Source organism: Fusobacterium ulcerans ATCC 49185 (assembly GCF_900683735.1).
Lineage (GTDB): Bacteria > Fusobacteriota > Fusobacteriia > Fusobacteriales > Fusobacteriaceae > Fusobacterium_A > Fusobacterium_A ulcerans_A.
Genome location: NZ_LR215979.1, coordinates 3,304,861 through 3,321,639, shown reverse-complemented (window position 1 = coordinate 3,321,639; position 16,779 = coordinate 3,304,861). Strand labels below are relative to the sequence as shown.

The window sequence follows — 16,779 nt, the reverse complement described above, 5'->3', positions numbered from 1 at the left end:
TACTACATCACTCCCTCATACTCATTAAAAAATCTGTTGATATTCCCTCTGTAGAATACCCCTTCCTCTCTATTGAGATATTTCAGATTTCCCATTGTCATCATTTGAGATATTTTTTCTATATTTACTTTTTCATTTAGAAATCTTACAAAGAATCCGTTTTTTTCCTGTCTGATTACAGAAATTCCAAGTTCTCTAGCTTTAATCTTAACTCCTATATAGTAGAAAAGATTTACTACCTCTCTTGGAGGATTTCCAAATCTATCTCTTACTTCAGACTCAAGTTCTTTTAATTCTTCCTGAGTTTTTAGTTCAGCTGCTCTTCTATAGATTACTATTTTTTCATCTTTTTCTATATAGTCATCGGGAATAAATGCTGGCATATCTATTTTTATCTCCATTTCCATCTCTTCTTCTGGAGCATTTCCTTTGATACGCTGTATCTCTTCATTCAGCATTTTTATATACAAATTATATCCAAAAGTCTCAAGAGCTCCATGCTGCTTATCTCCAAGTATCTCTCCTGCTCCTCTTATTCTCATATCTTCAAGAGAAAGCTGGAATCCTCCTCCTGAATCTCCAAGATTTTTGATGGATTCCTCTCTTTCCTTAGCTTTCTTAGTCTGATGCTCCTTAGTGAGAAGATAACAGTATCCCTTTCTTCTTCCTCTTCCTATACGTCCTCTCAGCTGGTATATTTGAGATAATCCCAGTTTTTCCACTCCATCTATTATCATAGTATTTGCATTTTCTATATCTATACCATTTTCAATTATAGTAGTAGAAACAAGCATATCTATATCTCCATTTTCAAAATCTTTTATCTTATTTTTTATTTCCTTTGGAAGCATCTGCCCATGTATATAGTCCAATTTCAGATAATTTGGAAGAAGCTTTCTAAGTTCATTGGTTTTACTTTCTATATTTTTTACAGAATTGAATATGTAGAAAACCTGACCTTCTCTGGCTATCTCACTCATAATTATCTCTTTTAGTTTTTTATCATCTTTATCTATAAACATTGTTTCGATAGGCTTTCTTCCTTCTGGAGGAGTATCTATTACAGAAAGATCTCTTATTCCCAAAAGTGAAAGATTCAATGTTCTTGGAATAGGTGTAGCAGTAAGGGTTATCATATCTATTTTATTTTTCAGTTTTTTCAGCTGTTCTTTAGCTTTCACACCAAATTTTTGTTCCTCATCTATTACTACAAGACCTAAATCTTTAAATTTTACATCTGATGAAAGTATTCTGTGAGTCCCTATGACTATATCAATAGTCCCTGCTGATATTTTTTTAAGTACCTCTTTCTGCTCTTTTTCACTTTTTAATCTGCTCAATATTTCAATAGTTACAGGATAGTTTTTAAATCTTTCTGTAAATCTCTCATAATGCTGTTGTGCAAGCACTGTTGTAGGAACCATTACAACTACCTGTTTTCCATCTATAGAAGCTTTAAAAGCTGCTCTCAAAGCTATCTCTGTCTTACCATATCCCACATCTCCACAGACTACTCTATCCATTATTCTATCTGATTCCATATCTCTTTTTACATCTTCTATAGCTTTTAACTGAGAAGCTGTTTCTTTATATGGAAAGCTTTCTTCAAATTCCTCCTGCCATACTGTATCATGAGAAAAAGCATACCCCTTTTCAAAAGCTCTCTTTGCCTGTATCTCAATGATTTCTTTAGCAAAAGCCACCATTTCCTCTTCCAGCTTCTGTCTTTTTCTTTTAAATCCTCTTCTCCCTAACTGGTATATATCAGGTATTACTCCAGGAGTAGATACATATTTTTCAATTTTATTTATTCCTTCAACAGGAACAAAAAGTTTATCTTCATCAGCATACTTTATCTTTAAATAATCCTGTCCATTCATAGTTTCTATCCCTTGATAGATACCTACTCCATAATTTTCATGAATTATAAAGTCATTTTCTCTGATTTGAGATACATCTTTATATTTTAAATTTACCTTTTCCCTTGCTTCTCTCTTTACTTTGATTCCTTTTAGTTCTCTGTCAGTGAGTATAAGCCTGTCTTTTTCTCTATATCCTTCATAATGAGGATATCTCTCTATCTCAATATTATAGTTTTCAAATATCTCCTTATATCTCTTTTCCTCTTCTGACATCAAAAGTATATTTTCTTTCTGGCTCAATTTTTTTATATAATCATAATCCTCAAATTTCTTTATTTCTTCTTCTGAGAATCTTTTTATTTCTACTTCCTCACCAGTTTCCAACAGTTCCTCAAATCTTCCTCGAAACTTTTCTTCCTCTTCCCTCTCTCTGAGTATATTTTCCTCTAATTTATATCTCAACAATTCATTATTTTCAAAATATATCTTCAATCCTTTAATTTTACTCTTTTTAACCAAATCAAAAAAAGATATTTTTCCATCTTTATTATTGTTTATATACACATTGATATTATCAAGTGTTTCTATACTCTTCTGACTTTCAAGATCAAAATATGTTATTCTCTCTATCTCATCTCCAAAAAATTCAACTCTTACAGGATAATCTCCATCACTTGAAAAGATATCCAAAATATCCCCTCTTACGCTATACTGCATTCTTTTTTCAATCATATATGCTTTATCAAATTTATTTTTTATAAGATCTTCCTGTATTTTACCTATGCTCATTTCCTTTCCCTTTACAAAAGAAAGCTTGTCTCCTTCCAATGCATAATCTCTGAGAAATGCTTCTAAAGATATGAGTATGGCAAATTTATTTGGGGATTTTAAAAGTTTAAGCAAGTCATAGTTAAGTTTTTCAAACTCTTCATTTTCATAACTGCTTTCAATTTTTAAAATTTTTCCATCATAAAAATCACTGAGGGTATTGTAATAATCCTCAATGTTCTTGTTGGATGAGCATAGATATACTATGTTTCCTTTTATATCTTTGAGCAGGAAAGGTATCCTTCCTCTATATTCTGTTATCATGACTCACTCCATAAATTTATTTTTTCATGTATATATTTTACTCTGTATTTTCAACTTTTCATAGTGAAAAAATATTTCTGTTTAAATATTTTGAAAAATACTCTTTTCCATATGTATATGTTCAATAATAAATTATCTTTTAACCAATTTTCACTATCTCCCAAACTAACCATATATATTTATTTTTTTCCTTTACAAATGGAAAAAAACATAATATAATCAAACAATAAAAAATATTTATTCATTTTTATCTAAAAAGAAATTTTTTTTTTAAAATTATATTAAAATAATAAAGGGGGAAACAACTATGAACAAAAAACTACTTGCTCTGCTCACAATGGCAGTCCTCACAGTATCAAGCTTTACTCTTCAAGCAAAAGAAACAAAACTTGTGGTAGCACAAAACTCAGATGCAAAAAGTCTGAATCCTCAAGTTTCAAATGACATTCCTACTCATAGAGTAAATATAAATATCTATGATAGACTTATTGAAAAAGACAAAGATATGAATTTGGTACCTGGATTGGCTGAAAGCTGGGAACAGGTAGACCCTCTTACTCTTGTACTAAAAATAAGAAAAGGGGTTAAATTCCATAATGGAGATCCTCTTACAGTTGGAGATGTAGTATTTAGTTTAAAACAGGCTACAGAAGCTCCTTCTTTAATGGCATATTTTGGTGACCTTGATAAAATAGAAGCTGTAGATGAAAATACGGTTAAAATAACAACTAAAGTTCCTTATGGACCTCTTGTTAACTACTTAGCCCATGTAGGTGCTGGTATAATGAGTGAAAAAGCTGTAAAGGCTGGTGGAAACGACTATGGACAGCATCCAGTAGGAACTGGACCATTTATGTTTGTATCTTGGACTTCTGCAGACAGAATAGTTCTAAAAGCTAATCCTGATTATTATAAAGGAAAACCTGGAGTTGACTCATTGACATTCAGAGTTATTCCAGAAGGAACAAACAGAACAATAGCTCTTGAAACTGGGGAAGCTGATATTGCTTATGATATAGATCCTATTGATATGGATATGGTAAAAAACAATCCTAAATTAAAAGCAGACCAGAATTCTGCTATGAGTATGACATATCTTGGGTTCAATACTCAAAGACCTCCTTTTGATAAAAAAGAAGTTAGACAGGCTATAGCTTATGCTGCTGATGTTGACAGTATCATAGATGCTGTTTTCTTAAAAGCTGCTAAAAAAGCTAATTCTCCTGTATCTCCTAATGTATTTGGATACAATAAAGATGCTAAACTTTATACTCAAAATATAGCTAAAGCAAAAGAATTATTGACTAAAGCTGGATATCCTAATGGATTTAAAGCTAGAATATGGACAAATGATAAAAGTGTAAGAAAAGATACTGCAGTTATCCTTCAAGATCAACTTAAACAAATAGGCATAGATGTACAGATTGAAGTTCTTGAATGGGGTTCTTATTTAGACAGAGTTGCTAAAGGGGAACATGATATGTTTATACTTGGATGGTCTTCTAGTGCTGACTCTGACTCAGCTATGTATGCTTTATTCCACTCTAAAAACTTAGGTGGAGCTGGAAATAGAACTTTCTATAAAAATCCAAAAGTTGATGAACTTCTTGATAAAGCAAGAGAAAGTACAGTTCCAGAAGATAGAATTAAATACTATAAAGAAATTCAAGATATAATTCAGGAAGATCTTCCTATGTTCTCACTTGTTTATCCTGATGAAATTACAGGAATGCAGAAAAATATAGAGGGATTTGTTTTCCATCCAGAAGGAACACACTATCTTGCACCAATTACAAAAAAATAATATAAATTAAAAATAAACAGCTGTCAAATTAACTTTGATGGCTGTTTTTATATTAAAAAAACTTTTTATATAAACCCCGCAGGGTTGAGGCTTAGTTTAGTAAACTAAGAAGCAAATCACCAAAACAGCAACGATTAAAAGGATAATTATTAAAGTACCCCCTTCAATCTTATTGTTATCAAAATGAAACTCCAGTTTAAACATACTAAACCTCCTTAAATGAATGTAATTTATCTACTATCAATAAGAAACGCTAATTACTTATTGATATGAAAAAGGCTTTCACATAGTGAAAGCCTATCTCATAGCGTTTTTTATTACATTCATTTAAGTACCCTTTCAGGTATCTTTATTATACCACATTTTCTTAAAAAGTCAATTTCATGCTTTTTTACTCTCTCTAAATTAAATTTCTATCACATATTCATCATCTATCAATATATAATCACAATCATATTTTTGACACATTTCAAAATTTTTAATATTTTCTTCTATCATCATTTCCTTTGTACAAAATGAATCATTAGCTCTTTTTTCAATAATATTTGCATAGCCTTTTATTTTAGAGAAATTTTTTTGAATATATTTTTCTGTCATAATAAGACAAAAGTATCTCATATGTTCCAAATATTTTTCCTCAAAATCTTTCTTCCAATCAAATGGTATATAACATCCTTCTACTATAAGATTTTGTTTGTTTTCAACTGCTGTCTTTATCATTTCTCTAACAACAGGCCACAAATAAGCAGTTAGTTCATTATCATCATTTGGAGTAAGAGCTGTTTTCCCACTCCTTATCAATCCCATTTTTAAGTGGTCAATGGATAAGTATGGAAACTTATATTTTTCTAATAACTTTTGTGCCATAAGTGTTTTTCCAGTATGTGAGCTTCCTGCAATCAATATAATCATAATTTATTCTCCCTCATTATATAAAAAAGAGAATAGCTAAAAACTCTTTTTTACTTAATTTAGTAGCCATTCTCTCTATAATTTAAAATGTTTTATTCTAGTATTATTATACTTTTTCTAATTTAGATAAATTTCCAGCCTGTATATACTCCAAGCTTTCAGCAATTTTCTCTTCTGGCCAGTTCCACCATTTCATTTTAAGTAATTTATCTATTATATCATCTGAAAATCGTTTTTTTATTATTCTGGCAGGACTTCCTCCAACAATTGTATAAGGTGGTACATCTTTAGTTACAACTGCTCTTGTTCCTATAATAGCCCCATCTCCAATAGTTACCCCTGATAATATCACAGCTTCATAGCCAATCCATACATCATTTCCAATTATAATATTTCCTTTGTTATCCCATGAATCTCTTACATTTATTTTATGTCCCCATTCTTCACCAAATAATGGAAAAGTATAAGTAGATAAAGAATGCAGTGTATGATTGCCACAGTTCATTAAGAATTTAGCTCCGCAGGCAATGGAACAAAATTTTCCAATGATAAGTTTATCTTTATTTATTGGATAATGATACAGCACATTATTTTTTTGAAACTCAGTTGGATCATTGTAAAAATCATTATAAATTGTGTAATCTCCAATTTGAATATTGGAATTTGTAATTACATTTTTTAAATATACTATCTGTTTATCATTTGTTCTTGGATATATTTTATCTACATCTGGAATAGTCATCACAATCTCCTTTTAAAATTTGATCTATTTTAAAACTACTCCAGAAAAAACAATGCAAAGCTTCATTTTTTCACCTCCATTAAAGTAACAGAGAATTTTTTATTAATATGTATATACATAATAATAATATATTTATTTTTATTTTTATTTTAAATACCCAACTAAAAGGGCTATATCATTTCCTGTAACGCCACTTATTCTAGAAGCCTCTCCTATTGAAAGTGGTTTTATTTCTTCCAGTCCACATCTAGCTATATTAGATATTCCTTTTACTTCAGAGAAATCAAAATCAACAGGTATTTTTACTTCCTCAAGTCTTTTAAATTTCTCGATTTGCTCATTTTCCCTTTGAATAAATATCTCATATTTTATTATTGTTTCTATCTGATTTTTTATAAATCCAGGATAATCATTTATCTCTGTTATATCTTTTAAGCTGTCATAAGTTACCTCTTTTATTTTTAAAAGATCTCCTATTTTGACACCTTTAGTAAGTTTCTGATCTGATCCAAGTTTTTCAAGAAGTACATTAGCCTGTACCATTGGTACACTTATCTCTTTTAATCTTGCTATTTCATCATTTACTATTTTTATAGAATTTTCTAGGTAATCAAGTTTTTCAGAAGATAGAATTCCTATCTCCTTAGCCTTTGTAAAAAGCCTCATAAAAGCATTATCAAACCTAAGAGTTAATCTATATTCAGATCTTGATGGAAGGACTCTATAAGGCTCTGGTGTCTTCTTGTGAATTATATCATCTATAAGTACACCTATATATCCTTCACTTCTGTCAATAATAACTGGTTCCTTTCCATCTACCTTTCTGGCAGCATTTACTCCAGCTATAAATCCCTGACATGCAGCCTCTTCATAACCAGATGTTCCATTTATCTGACCTGCAAAGTAAAGCCCCTCTACTTTTTTGCACTCCAGACTTGGATAAAGCTGAGCTGCAGGAGCATAATCATACTCTACTGCATAACCATATCTCATTATCCTTGCATTTTCCAGTCCTGCTATAGTTCTCATCATAGCTTCCTGAGCAAATGGAGGCATTGCAGTAGTAAGTCCATTTACATATACTTCCTCTGATTCTGCTGATTCCAGTTCCAAAAATATCTGATGATTAGATTTATCTGGAAAGTTTATTACTTTTCTATCTAGTGATGGACAGTGTCTAGGTCCATGAGTTTTTATTATTCCGCTTACTATTGGTGAATACTGCAGCATTTCTTTTGCTACTTCTATTGTTTTTTCTGTAGTATAAGTTAACCATGTAGGAACTACACTATTTCTATCTTTATTAGTAAATATAGAGAAATACCTTGGGTGTTCCTCCCCTTTTAATTCCTTCATTTTACTAAAATCTATGCTTCTTTTATCAAGCCTTGGAGGTGTAGCAGTCTGATATCTTTCAATATTTATTCCATGCTCTCTTAAACTATCAGAAAGTTTTTCAGCTGAGTTTTCTCCCTGTCTTCCAGCAGAATAAGCCACATCCCCTATTACTATTTTTCCCTTTAAAAATGTACCAGTAGCCAGAACTACACATTCAGCATAATATTTTATTCCAAGTCTTGTTATTATTCCTTTTATTTTTCCATCTTCAACTATAATTTCATCTACACAATCCTGAATTATTTCAAGATTATCTGTATGTTCAAGAATTTTTCTCATCTCTGTTCTATAGAGATATTTATCAGCCTGTCCTCTTGTTATTCTTGCAGCTGGTCCTTTGCTTTCATTCAGATGCTTCAACTGGAGATTAAATTTATCAGTGTGTCTTCCCATCTCTCCACCAAGTATATCCATTTCAGCAACAAGATTGCTTTTTCCTGGTCCTCCTATTGAAGGGTTGCATGACATCATAGCAATAGTATCAAGATATAGAGTAAACATAGCTGTTTTCTTTCCAAGTCTTGCTGCTGCCAGACTTGCTTCTACTCCACCATGCCCTCCTCCTACTACTATCACTTCATATTGTTTCATTCCCATTTTTTGTTTCCTCCAAATCTTAGGTATTAAAAGTAAGAAGAGAGTGACTAATTTTAAGCCACTCTCATTTATTATTTCCCTACACAGAAATTACTGAATATGTGATCCAGCAGATCTTCACTCGATATCTCTCCTGTTACTTCAGATAATGAATCCAAAGCTCCTTTGATATCAACTGCCATTAGATCCATAGGAAGTCCATTCTCTATAGTTTCAAATATATTTTCAATAGACTGCTTTGTTTTTTCCAGGGCAGACTTATGTCTTATATTTGTTATTGTCACCTTTTGAGAACTGTCTTCTACATTTTCTTCAATGATATGGTTATATATTTCTTCTTCCATCTCATCTATTCCTTGATTTTTTATAGCTGATATTTCCAGCCATTTATTTATCTTAGTCAAAGGTGAAAGATCTATATCTTCTCTTATATCTATCTTGTTCAGTATCCCTATAACTTTTTCAGCTTTTATAGCTTCATGTATTCTCATATCTTCCTCGTCTAAGACTCTTGAACCATCTACTACAAATAGTATCAGATCAGCACTTTCAATAAGTTGTTTAGATTTTTCTACTCCGATATTTTCTACAAGGTCATCTGTTTTTCTGATACCAGCAGTATCTACCAATACAAGAGGTATCCCTTTCAGGTTCACCACTTCTTCTATTACATCCCTTGTAGTTCCAGCTACATGAGTTACTATAGCTCTCTCCTCTTTCAATACAGAGTTGAGTATGCTTGATTTACCAACATTAGGTTTTCCAACTATTGCAGTTTTTATACCCTCTTTTATCATTTTTCCCTTATCATATGACTTGATAAGAATATCTGTAGTATCCATTACCTCTCTCAAATTACCTACAAGGTTTTCTGGAAGAGGATCATCTATCCCCTCTTCTGGGTAATCAAGTACCACATTTATGTGAGCAGCAACATCTAGCACTAGTTTTTTCAAATGTCCAATCTGCTCTTTTAAATCTCCTCTCAATTGATCCAATGAGAGAGATACTGATTTTTCTGTTTTTCCATGAATTATATCCATTACTGCTTCTGCCTGTGTCAGATCCAGTCTTCCATTTAAAAAAGCTCTTCTAGTGAATTCTCCACTTTCTGAAATTCTTGCACCATTTTTCAATACTGTTTCCAGTACTTTTTCAGTGATGACAAAACCTCCATGACAGTTTATTTCCACTATATCTTCTTTTGTATATGTATTTGGAGCCTTCATTATTGAAACAAGAACTTCATCTACTAAATTTTCTCCGTCATAAAGATGTCCATAATTTATACTAAAATTTCTCAAATCTTCAACATTTTTTTTAGATTTTGGTTTAAATATTTTCCCAAGTATTTCTAAAGCATGATTTCCTGAGATTCTAACTATTCCTATACCACCTTCACCACGTGGAGTAGAAATAGCTGCTATTGTATCGAAAAGCATGGTTCCTCCCTATTTTTTTCTCTTGATAACTATATATCTCTTAGGGTCTCTACCTTCACTGAATGTATCCAGTTCTGGATATTTATTTACAACTTCATGTATTACTTTTCTTTCTCTAGGAGGCATTGGATTAAGTCTTACAGCTTTATTAGTTTTCAATGCTTTTTCAGCCATTTTCTTACCTAATTCTCTTAAAGTCTGATTTCTTTTTTCTTTAAATCCTTCTACATCCACTTCTATTCTGTATTCTTTTAATAGAGAGTTCAATAGATACTCAAAACTATTTAAAGTCTTTCCTTTTTTTCCTATTATTATCCCATTATCTTCTCCATAAAGATTAACAAGATAGGTTCTGTCATGGACTTTATTTACATCTACACGAAGGTTAAGCCCTATATATTCAAGAAGCTCTTTTGCTTTAGCTTCCACAAGGTCACTTGCATCCACTGCTTCTTCCAATTTTTCTTTTACTATTTCTTTATGCTGCTTCTCTTTAACTTCTGATTTTTCTTTATATTCTTTGTGCTCTTTATGTTCTTTAATTTCTTTTTTCTTATGTTCTTTTATTTCCTGCTTAACCTCTTTTTTAGGTTCAGGTTTTACTATTTCTTTTTTTAATTCTTTATCTATTTCTATTTCATAAATACCTTCTCTATTAAATAATCCTAGAAAAGATAGGCTTTTCTGTTTTTCTTTTACTCTTACTACATGTTCTGGTGATGCTTCTAATATTTTTAAAGCTCTAGTTATAGCTTGTTCCTTATTCATGGCTTTGATTTCTATAACATTACTCATAAATTACTCTCCTCTTTTCATAATCAGATACTGCTGAATAACTCCTGCCAAACTTGATGTTAACCAATAAATTTGTAATCCAGCTGGCATTTTATAAGAGATAAATACCATCATGATAGGGAACATATACATCATATTTTTCATTTGAGGATTATCTGATGATCCCATCACTTTCTGCTGTACAAATGACACTACTCCGTTTAATACTGGAAGGATATAGAAAGGATCTGGTTTAACAAGTTCCATCCATAGGAATGTTGAATCTTGAGGTACAATTCCCCCTCTTAATACTCCAAACAATGCCCATAATATTGGTAATTGAACCAATAGAGGCAGACATCCACCAGCTGGGTTAACTTTATGCTGCTGATAAAGCTCCATTGTTTTCTGGTTAAGCATTTTAGGATCACCTTTATACTTTTCTTTCAATTTATCCAATTCAGGTTGTAACTTCTTCATACTTTTCATAGACTTATCTTGTTTTAAAGTCAATGGAAGAAGTATTATTTTCATTAAAATAGTTACTCCAATAATAGCAAGTCCAAAATTCCCTGTAAGATTGTGCATAAAAACCAGCATAGCTTCTATGACACCTTTTAATAATCCATAAATACCACTAATATATTTCATTTATCCTCCCGAAATTTTTTCTTTTCTCTCTTTTCAGGTACAGGGTCAAACCCTCCTGGGTTAAAGGGGTGACACTTTATTATCCTTTTAATTCCCAGATATACACCTTTAACAACACCAAATCTCTCAACAGCCTCATATGTGTAGGCTGAACAAGTAGGAATAAACCTGCAGTTTTTTCCTAAAAATATTGATATATACTTTTGGTAGAATTTTATCATACAAAGTATAATTTTTTTCATATTTAACTTTCCTGACTTTTAAAAAGTCTGCTGCTCTTCATTACTTTCATGAGATCTTTTTCCATATCCTGATACTTGAGAGTTTTCACTTTCTCTCCAGCTGTCCTCTTGGCTACGAAAATGATATCATATCCGTCCTTGAGCTGATCTTCAAATTTACGATAATACTCCCTAAATAATCTTTTAAGCCTATTCCGACAAACCGCATTTCCAGTTTTTTTACTTACAACGAAACCGCATCTCTTCAAATTTTCTTCATTCTTTTTAAAAAAAATAAGAGAGTAATAACCAAAACTTTTTCTTCCAGAATTGTAGATTATTTGAAACTCTCTGTCTTTTTTTAAATTATTCATAGTATTAAAACTCCCGATAATTTTGAATTATTATTTCACGATAACTATCTCTTGTAAAAACCCGGTGGTTTAAAACACCGGGTTCTATGCTGATAATACTTGTCTTCCTCTAGCTCTTCTTCTTTTTAAAACTTTTCTTCCATTTTTAGTAGCCATTCTAGCTCTGAACCCATGATCTTTCTTTCTTTTAGCTTGATTAGGTTGGAATGTTCTTTTCATTTTTTCACCTCCAAAAAAATTCTATATTTCAGATAGTAATTTTAAAGGAAAATTCTTGTTTTGTCAAGTGATTATTAGAAAATTTAATAAATTTCTACAGAATTTTTTCAAAAAAACTATAATTTTTTTTATTATTGCTTATATACATATATAAGAAAATCAGTTATTTTAGATATTTACAGTTAAATTTTTATATAAGATTTTCTAAATTATTTTCTTTTCAAAAAAAATAAAGAGACCAACCAAAAAAAATATTAGTTGTTATATTGTTTTTTTGTTTAATGTAATGACCAATATAAAAATTGGTCTATCAAAAAACCATTGATATCATTGAAGAAATATTCAAAAAAGATATGTATTTTATTTTTATTGATATACACATCATATATCTTAGTAAATTCAAGGATTGGAAAAAATAAAAATCTTGAGACTCCTCAAAAAAACTAGAAAGAAAAATATCAAAAAATATTATTATCAATATACACATTAGGTAAACCAGTATTTTCAATGAATTAAAAAAAATATTATTATCCATATACATTTTTAATCTTTATTTTATTTGAATTTTATGTTAAAATAAAATTCTGTTGTTTATTATTGAGTATATACAAAAGATCAAAACCTTGATTCTTAAGGGATTATAAAGAATTGGAAAAACACTTCTTTTTTAGAGTATATGTTAAAAATCCTTAAAAATCAAGAGCTTATATTTATACAAATTTAATATACTTATGATATAAAAAATATTATTGTGGATATACATAAAAAATGTTATATTATTCATTATATACATTTTATTAGGAGTATGCCTTATACATTTACTTACGACTTAGAGGGGAGAATAATTTATGAAAAAAGATGACTCTGCAGATAATAATTTTGAAATTTTAGATAGTTTCAAGATATCACAAAGTGGATCACTAGTAGAAGATATAAGGAATGTTGAAATAAAACTTAATACAGTTCCTGATATAGAAGTGAGAGAAGTGGTTATCAAAGAAACAGGAAATTTCTTAAATCTTAAAGAGAATATTATTAATATTCCTGTTGAAATGATTGTATTTCCTTTCTTTACTCCACAAAAACAAAATAAAAGGGTAAATTTTCAATATTCATTTGAAGATCTGGGAGTTACAATGTATTGTACTCTTGTAGCAAAAGATAATGCTGACAAAGTTTTCCAGCCTTCAACATTTGAAGAAAAAATATATACATATCTTATTTCAATGTATGAGATAAAAAAAGAGCTAGAGGATTCAGATGAATATATAGAGTTTGAAATTTCAGATTTTATAGTAAGCTTCCTTGGAAATAAAATGAATAGAACTTACTACTCAAAAGTAGAACAAGCTTTGAAAAATTTAAAAAATACAGAGTATCAATTTATCGTTTCTAATCATACAAAGCTTGGAAAATATAAATTTGAAGATGAGGAATTTAAACTTCTAACATATCAAAAACTTAAAAAAGGAAAAAAAATATATTATAGAGTTACTTTGAATAAAAATATAAGACAGAAGATAAAAGATAAAAGATATATAAAATACAATTCTAAATCACTTCTTGAAATATTGACAAAGGATCCTATTGCAGGAAGAATATATAAATACATAAGTAAAATAAGATATGAAAGTATGGATGGAAGAATAAATCTTAGAACTCTTGCAGCAATAATCCCTTTGAAAACAGAACAGGTCACTGAAAGAGTAAATAAAAATGGTGAAATAAAACAATATATCCTATGCAGAGTTAAGCAAGTATTGAAAAGAATAGAAAAAGCTTTTGATGTACTTGTAGAGATGGGATATATTATTAAATATAATTCAGACTACATAAAAGAAGAGGACAATTACTATATTAACTACATTTTCAATAAAGAGAAAGATGGAGAATGTCATGTATCTTCTTTCCTTGAAAATAAAAGTGCAAAGGATATGGGAAGAAAAAGACCAACAGCAATTGCAGCTAAAAATAATTTAGACATAGAAGATGCTGAAGTGGTTGAATATGGTTCAAAAGAAAAAATATCTAAACCAGAGATTAAACATAAAGAACCAGCTATAGAGTTTCCAGGAGATATAATGGAAAAGGTGCAAAAAGCTAAAAGAAACATCTATGTACAGAGGGCGTGGGACAGAAGAACTGACAATAAAATAAAGAAAATATGCAGAGAAGAGGGAGAAACAACAGCAAAAGAAGTTCTTTCTATACTGTATAAAAATCTTAATGGAAATATAAAAACAACTCTTGTACAATATATTAATGGGATACTTAAAAATATTTCTGCTGATGAAAGCAGTAGTAACAAACAGAATCTTACTCTTTTCAATAACATAGTAAAAGAAAAAGGATTGAAGAGTAAGAAAAAGATTAATCAAGCTAGAAGAAGTGTTAAAAAACCTGTTATAAGCAGTATTAAAGATATAATAAATGATACTGATATACCAAAGGATTTAATGGCTGAATATAATAACTATGATGAATTTGAAAAATTAAAGATAGAGGAAAAAGCATTGAAAATATGTTCACAGGAAGAGGGAATAGATGTTAATTTTCTTCTTACTATGAAATCAAAATCTAAGAATATATACTTAAATACTATAAAAAGATATATTGAAAGAGTAATAAAAGATGAATAATTAAAAATAAGCTGATCAGAATGTTTTGAAGATATATTTTTGATCAGTTTTTTTATTAAAATATTTATTTTTATTATTATTCATATACATATTTTTGAAATATAAAAACTATTAAAATATCAAAAAATATGGTATTATATATAGTGGCATCGTATTGCTTGAGTATAATTTTTTAAGGGGGAAAAATGGAAGAAGTAAAAATATCTACTGAATTTATTAAACTGGATCAATTTTTAAAGTGGACTGGGATATGTGATACTGGAGTAGATGCTAAATTTTTTATAACTGAGGGAAATGTAAAAGTTAATGGAGAATTAGAGATAAGAAGAGGTAAAAAACTTTACCCAGGTGATAAAGTTGAAGCTGAGGGAAGAGTTTTCATAGTAAAATAATTATGAGATATTGATTGGCCTGAGGTGAAAGGGTTGGAAATACTAGAGATAAATTATGTAAATTTTAGAAATCTTCAAGATGGAAATGTAAAATTTTTTCCTAAACTTAATCTTTTTTATGGAAAAAATGGTCAAGGAAAGACTAGTCTCCTGGAAGCATTGTATTTCAATTCTACAGGTAAGAGCTTCAGAACCAGTAAAAGCAATGAAATGATGAAGTATGGACATAAACGAACAGGTGTTTATATAGTTTATAAAGATAATATAGGGGAAAAGACCCTTACTGTAAAATTTAATAATGAAGATAAAAAAGAATATAGCTACAATGGGAAGAGAGTACAGTATGATGAATTTTATGGAAAGCTCAATGTAGTGACATATATTCCTGAAGACATAGTACTGATAACAGGATCTCCTTCTGTCAGAAGGAATTTTTTTGATGGGGAGATAGCTCAAACCAGCAATGAATATTTTCAAGAACTGAAAAACTTTAATAAGATATTGAAAATAAGAAATAAATATTTAAAAGAAAAAAAGCATAAAGAGCCTGAATTTGCTATATATCAAGATGAATTTGTAAAATATGGAGCTAAAGTTATAGAGAAAAGAATGGAATATGTAAAAAAAATATCTATCATTCTTAATCTAAATTATAGAAAACTTTTTGATGATAAAAAAGAACTGAGTCTTCAATATCAATGCCATCTTGGAAATATGAAAAAGATGACTCTGAAAGAAATAGAAGATGCACTTAGAAAAAGGGTAGAGGAAAAATTAGGTCAGGAATTGAGATATGGTTTTTCACTTTCAGGACCTCAAAAAGATGATTTTTTATTCTTTCTAAACTCTTATGAAGCTAAATCAACAGCTTCTCAAGGAGAAAAAAAATCAATTATTTTTTCTTTGAAGCTTTCAGAAATAGATATGGTACTGAGAGAGAAAAAAGAGAGTCCAATTCTTATAATTGATGATATATCTTCATATTTTGATTCTAACAGAAAAGATAGTATACTGAACTATCTGGAAAAAAGAAATATACAGGTTTTTATTAGCTCAACAGGAGGACTTGGAATAGACACTAAAAATTTCTATGTGGAAAAAGGTGAAATTAGCTATGATAGAGATAGAGAACATAGGGAGAATGATAGAAAGGGCAATTGAAAAGAGCAGAAGATTAAAAGAGGGTATCCTCAAAGCTCAATGGAAAAATATTGCAGGAAAACTTTCTGAGAAAAGTCAGGTTCTTTACATAAAAGAAAATGTACTTTATACTGCTGTGGAAAACTCATCAGTGCTTCACTTTATGGAGATGAATAAGAAAAAATATATAGAAAAAGTTAATGAAATATTAAATGCAGATATAATAAACGATATGTCATTTCGTATCTCTAAAATAAAAGAAGAAGAGATATATGATGATATGTATATGGATAATAATAATTTATCTGAAGAGAAAGTTTCTGAGGATAAATATTTAAATATAGATTTTAATGAAATGGATATATCTCAAAAAATAGAGCATCTGAAAAAATCTGCTGAAAAAAAGGAGCAGCGTTTATTAGAAGCGGGATATAAAAAATGTCCAGAATGCGGAGCATATTTCAAAGGCACAGAAGATATGTGCAAAATATGCCGAGATAAAAAAGGCAGAGGATGAAGT

Annotated in this window: 15 protein-coding genes; 5 read left to right on the top strand and 10 right to left on the bottom strand. The window is 29.8% G+C overall.

From position 1 onward, the window contains the following. Window positions 1–2 precede the first annotated feature (2 nt). Window positions 3–2,954 (bottom strand): transcription-repair coupling factor, encoded by a 2,952-nt coding sequence (gene mfd / locus E0E45_RS14875; protein WP_130891888.1) that lies wholly within the window; start codon window positions 2,952–2,954, stop codon window positions 3–5. A gap of 307 nt (window positions 2,955–3,261) precedes the next feature. On the opposite strand from mfd, the gene E0E45_RS14870 reads away from it, so the two are divergent. Further along, on the top strand, window positions 3,262–4,758 hold the full coding sequence (locus E0E45_RS14870) for a glutathione ABC transporter substrate-binding protein (RefSeq protein ID WP_130891887.1): 1,497 nt from the start codon (window positions 3,262–3,264) through the stop codon (window positions 4,756–4,758). 405 nt (window positions 4,759–5,163) lie between these two features. Here the strand turns inward: E0E45_RS14870 and E0E45_RS14865 are convergent, their stop codons facing one another. From E0E45_RS14865 to rpmH, 9 genes are all read right to left on the bottom strand, one after another. Beyond that, complete coding sequence (locus E0E45_RS14865; protein WP_130891886.1) at window positions 5,164–5,670, bottom strand: adenylate kinase; 507 nt, start codon at window positions 5,668–5,670, stop codon at window positions 5,164–5,166. Window positions 5,671–5,776: 106 nt separating this feature from the next. Next, window positions 5,777–6,412, bottom strand: a complete 636-nt coding sequence (locus tag E0E45_RS14860) for a CatB-related O-acetyltransferase (RefSeq protein WP_130891885.1) — start codon at window positions 6,410–6,412, stop codon at window positions 5,777–5,779. 144 nt (window positions 6,413–6,556) lie between these two features. Next, window positions 6,557–8,407 (bottom strand): tRNA uridine-5-carboxymethylaminomethyl(34) synthesis enzyme MnmG, encoded by a 1,851-nt coding sequence (mnmG, locus tag E0E45_RS14855; RefSeq protein WP_130891884.1) that lies wholly within the window; start codon window positions 8,405–8,407, stop codon window positions 6,557–6,559. A gap of 71 nt (window positions 8,408–8,478) precedes the next feature. Continuing rightward, window positions 8,479–9,849 (bottom strand): tRNA uridine-5-carboxymethylaminomethyl(34) synthesis GTPase MnmE, encoded by a 1,371-nt coding sequence (gene mnmE / locus E0E45_RS14850; protein ID WP_130891883.1) that lies wholly within the window; start codon window positions 9,847–9,849, stop codon window positions 8,479–8,481. A 9-nt stretch (window positions 9,850–9,858) separates the two neighbouring features. Beyond that, the gene (locus tag E0E45_RS14845; RefSeq protein WP_130891882.1) at window positions 9,859–10,644 is read right to left on the bottom strand and encodes a protein jag; all 786 of its coding nucleotides are present in this window, start codon (window positions 10,642–10,644) and stop codon (window positions 9,859–9,861) included. A gap of 3 nt (window positions 10,645–10,647) precedes the next feature. Continuing rightward, window positions 10,648–11,274, bottom strand: coding sequence for a YidC/Oxa1 family membrane protein insertase (locus E0E45_RS14840; RefSeq protein WP_130891881.1), 627 nt, complete (start codon window positions 11,272–11,274; stop codon window positions 10,648–10,650). After that, entirely contained in the window at window positions 11,271–11,516 is a 246-nt protein-coding gene (gene yidD, locus E0E45_RS14835) for a membrane protein insertion efficiency factor YidD (protein ID WP_130891880.1), read from the bottom strand. Before yidD ends, E0E45_RS14840 begins: the two co-directional genes overlap by 4 nt. Before the next feature lie 2 nt (window positions 11,517–11,518). Further along, window positions 11,519–11,869: a ribonuclease P protein component gene (rnpA, locus tag E0E45_RS14830; RefSeq protein ID WP_130891879.1), complete on the bottom strand. Its 351-nt coding sequence runs from the start codon at window positions 11,867–11,869 to the stop codon at window positions 11,519–11,521. Window positions 11,870–11,953: 84 nt separating this feature from the next. After that, window positions 11,954–12,088: a 50S ribosomal protein L34 gene (gene rpmH, locus E0E45_RS14825; RefSeq protein ID WP_005978558.1), complete on the bottom strand. Its 135-nt coding sequence runs from the start codon at window positions 12,086–12,088 to the stop codon at window positions 11,954–11,956. An 848-nt stretch (window positions 12,089–12,936) separates the two neighbouring features. Here rpmH and E0E45_RS14820 point away from each other — a divergent pair. From E0E45_RS14820 to E0E45_RS14805, 4 genes are all read left to right on the top strand, one after another. After that, complete coding sequence (locus tag E0E45_RS14820) at window positions 12,937–14,727, top strand: replication initiator protein A (RefSeq protein WP_130891878.1); 1,791 nt, start codon at window positions 12,937–12,939, stop codon at window positions 14,725–14,727. Between the two features lie 185 nt (window positions 14,728–14,912). Beyond that, window positions 14,913–15,119 carry a S4 domain-containing protein YaaA gene (gene yaaA / locus E0E45_RS14815; protein WP_130891877.1) on the top strand — a complete coding sequence of 69 codons (207 nt, stop codon included), beginning with the start codon at window positions 14,913–14,915 and terminating at the stop codon, window positions 15,117–15,119. 33 nt (window positions 15,120–15,152) lie between these two features. Next, window positions 15,153–16,280, top strand: a complete 1,128-nt coding sequence (gene recF, locus E0E45_RS14810) for a DNA replication/repair protein RecF (RefSeq protein ID WP_130891876.1) — start codon at window positions 15,153–15,155, stop codon at window positions 16,278–16,280. Continuing rightward, window positions 16,234–16,776 (top strand): DUF721 domain-containing protein, encoded by a 543-nt coding sequence (locus E0E45_RS14805; protein WP_130891875.1) that lies wholly within the window; start codon window positions 16,234–16,236, stop codon window positions 16,774–16,776. Before recF ends, E0E45_RS14805 begins: the two co-directional genes overlap by 47 nt. Window positions 16,777–16,779 lie beyond the last annotated feature (3 nt).